This window comes from Bartonella sp. AP7XZML (assembly GCF_042195745.1).
Lineage (GTDB): Bacteria > Pseudomonadota > Alphaproteobacteria > Rhizobiales > Rhizobiaceae > Bartonella.
Genome location: NZ_JBHIOT010000056.1, coordinates 1 through 2,713, shown reverse-complemented (window position 1 = coordinate 2,713; position 2,713 = coordinate 1). Strand labels below are relative to the sequence as shown.

Annotated in this window: 4 protein-coding genes and 1 pseudogene; 4 read left to right on the top strand and 1 reads right to left on the bottom strand. The window is 36.0% G+C overall.

Annotation, left to right across the window (positions count from 1 at the left end):
* Positions 1 to 72 precede the first annotated feature (72 nt).
* Positions 73 to 324, bottom strand: a complete 252-nt coding sequence (locus ACFILT_RS04095; RefSeq protein WP_375612601.1) for a helix-turn-helix domain-containing protein — start codon at positions 322 to 324, stop codon at positions 73 to 75.
* Positions 325 to 415: 91 nt separating this feature from the next.
* On the opposite strand from ACFILT_RS04095, the gene ACFILT_RS04090 reads away from it, so the two are divergent.
* From ACFILT_RS04090 to ACFILT_RS04075, 4 genes and pseudogenes are all read left to right on the top strand, one after another.
* On the top strand, positions 416 to 718 hold the full coding sequence (locus ACFILT_RS04090) for a helix-turn-helix domain-containing protein (RefSeq protein WP_100128398.1): 303 nt from the start codon (positions 416 to 418) through the stop codon (positions 716 to 718).
* Between the two features lie 206 nt (positions 719 to 924).
* Entirely contained in the window at positions 925 to 1,305 is a 381-nt protein-coding gene (locus tag ACFILT_RS04085; protein WP_375679643.1) for a hypothetical protein, read from the top strand.
* A gap of 67 nt (positions 1,306 to 1,372) precedes the next feature.
* Positions 1,373 to 1,907, top strand: a pseudogene (locus ACFILT_RS04080) (antA/AntB antirepressor family protein).
* 12 nt (positions 1,908 to 1,919) lie between these two features.
* Positions 1,920 to 2,642, top strand: coding sequence for a hypothetical protein (locus tag ACFILT_RS04075; protein WP_375679642.1), 723 nt, complete (start codon positions 1,920 to 1,922; stop codon positions 2,640 to 2,642).
* Positions 2,643 to 2,713 lie beyond the last annotated feature (71 nt).

Genomic DNA, 2,713 nt, shown 5'->3' with positions numbered 1-2,713 from the left:
AGAGTTTTCCCTCTAAACTCAATTGTTTCATCAGTAAGTTCGTATTTCTTTTCTACAGCCATCTTTGTCTCCTTAATGCTGCAATCTATCGCCCGTCTGATCAACACCGCGACTTTTAGAAATTGAAGAAAAATTCTCTTGATACCAATCGCTAGGACTTATGTAATTATCAGTAACTTCTGCTATTTTTTGTATTATCCTAGGATGCGGAAATCGCTTCTTATTCACATAGCGTGCTATAGATGCTTGTGTAACACCTACCAAAATCGCAAACTCGGCATAAGTAATATTATTCTTTGATAAATACAGTTTTAGTTTAGACATTCCTCTTTTTACCATATTGGTATTATTAAGACAAGCATATTTTACCATATTGGCATTTGAAAGGATATTTTTTTTAATTAGGATAAGAATCATGAATAATTTGAAATTTTTCAGACAAAAAGTAGGTTTAACTTCAAAAGAATTAGCCGAATTGGTAGGGACTAGTCAGCCACAAATTTTTCGTTTAGAAAATGGACAACGAAAATTAACAAAGGAGTGGGCTGTACGTTTGGCGCCACACTTAAAAATTACCCCCAAACAACTGTTGTTTTCAGGAAATAAGCCTAATAGCTTAGATGAACAAATTGAAGATATGTTAGAGCATCTAAGCTACGATAATAAGGTTAAACTTCTTGATCTCCTTTCTTCATTTTATCAAGATAAAAAAGAATAAACTCTCTTTTTTCATCTTCTGTCAATTTATCCCATAGTTCTAATATTTGCGTATTAATTGACCATTTTTCATCCATTTTTTCTACTCTAAAAAAATATAAAATAAAAAAATAACCATTTTGGTATTGACTTTAAATTACCGTTTTGGTATCAAATATCCCATATCTTAGAAAATAACTTTTGCCAATAGGCTGTATGGAGGCATTTGTGAAAAAACCAGTGTTTATAAATTCTGATGAAATTCTCTTAGTGATGTGCGAAAATGAAGAGCAAAATCTCGCTAAATCTGGTCCTTTCTTAGAAGAAAGTGACATGATCAAATTTATCGACCAAGCCGATAACGCTGTCCAAATTTTGCGTGTAGAACCAACGACTAATCGTTGCGAAGATATCTCTGAAGATATTGCCGAATTCTATCTTAAAGAATGTGAAGAGCAGTGTTTCAACGGAAACATTCCTCACGACTTTGTTACGCATAGTTCAGCATACGGTTTTTTTTTAGATGATATAAAACAGCGCGAATATGATGATGCAATGTATGGTTCTTACGAAAAACAACACCGTTTGCGTCCTTGTGATGTGCTTTAAAATCTAAAGGCGTTTTTAAAAGCGCCCCCCTCTTTCCTCTTATTAAATTATCGGATGGAGTAAACTTATGAATAATCCTATCGCTATCGCAAATAACACGGTTAACGGAGAAAGCGTTCAAACAGTCAATGCTCGTGACTTGCATGCCTTTTTAGAAGCAAAACGAGACTTTTCCAATTGGATTAAGGACCGTATTAGCAGATACAATTTTATAGAAGGACAAGACTTTGTAAAAACACAAGATTTGCGGTCACCAAATTTGGCGAGCGCAAAATCTAGATCTGTTATTGCAATTAATTATCATCTCACCTTGGAAATGGCAAAAGAACTTTCCATGGTAGAGCGTAATGAAAAAGGAAAACAAGCCCGTCAATATTTTATTGAATGCGAGCGGCGTGCAAAGCAAGTTGTTACACCACAAATCGATTACTCAAANTCACTTATTGCCTTATCAAGACAAAATCCAAAAAGGACTAATGGATTGCTCAACCCTCACTATTCAAACCGAAAATGGAACTGAAAAAGTCATTCCTTCCGCAAAAATCACCACAAAAGGCATGGGACTGCTGTCTCAAGAGATTAAAAGACAAAACATGCATTAAGGGAAATAAACCATGGAAAAGAAATATGAATTTACTGATGAAACAATCGAAGTTGATGGCAAAATCCTTCACCGCATTCGTGCTTTAAGGGATTTTGATGATGTCAAAAAAGGAGATCTTGGTGGCTTTATTGAAAAGGAATATAACTTAGGTCATGATGGTGATTGTTGGGTAGATGGTGATGCCAAGGTGCTCGAAAGCGCTACCATTTTTCATAATGCCAAGATATTTGATGGCGCCTGTATTAGTGGAAATGCTAAGGTTTATTCTGATGCACAAGTTTACAGTCGTGCTGTTGTTTACGGTAATGCCAAGGTTTCTGGTAGTGCACATGTTTTTGGTGATGCTGTTGTTCGCGACAAATCTCATGTTTGCGGTGATGCAGAAGTTTACAATGACGCACGTATTTATGGTGACGCAGCAGTTTTTGAGAATGCACGAATAAAGAATAGTGCCAAGGTTTACGACAATGCTCGTGTATATGGGAACGCAATAATTTGTGGTCCTGCTCTCATTTATAACAATGCTAAAGTTTATGGTGATGTCATTATATCATGCTCCAATTTCACGTATGAGGATGATGTTAATTATGGAAATGTTGAGATTTTTGGAGATGCAAAAGTTTATGATAGTGCTCGCATTTATGACGCAGTCAAGATTTTTAGAAATGCCGAAATTCGTGGATTAGCTAATATTCGCGGTAACACGAGAATTCCTCAAGACATAAAACTCTAACACCCCAAAACCAGCCTTTTAACAGATGCGTGATTCACGCCACGGGTGAATTGCGCGCAATGTAGGAAATC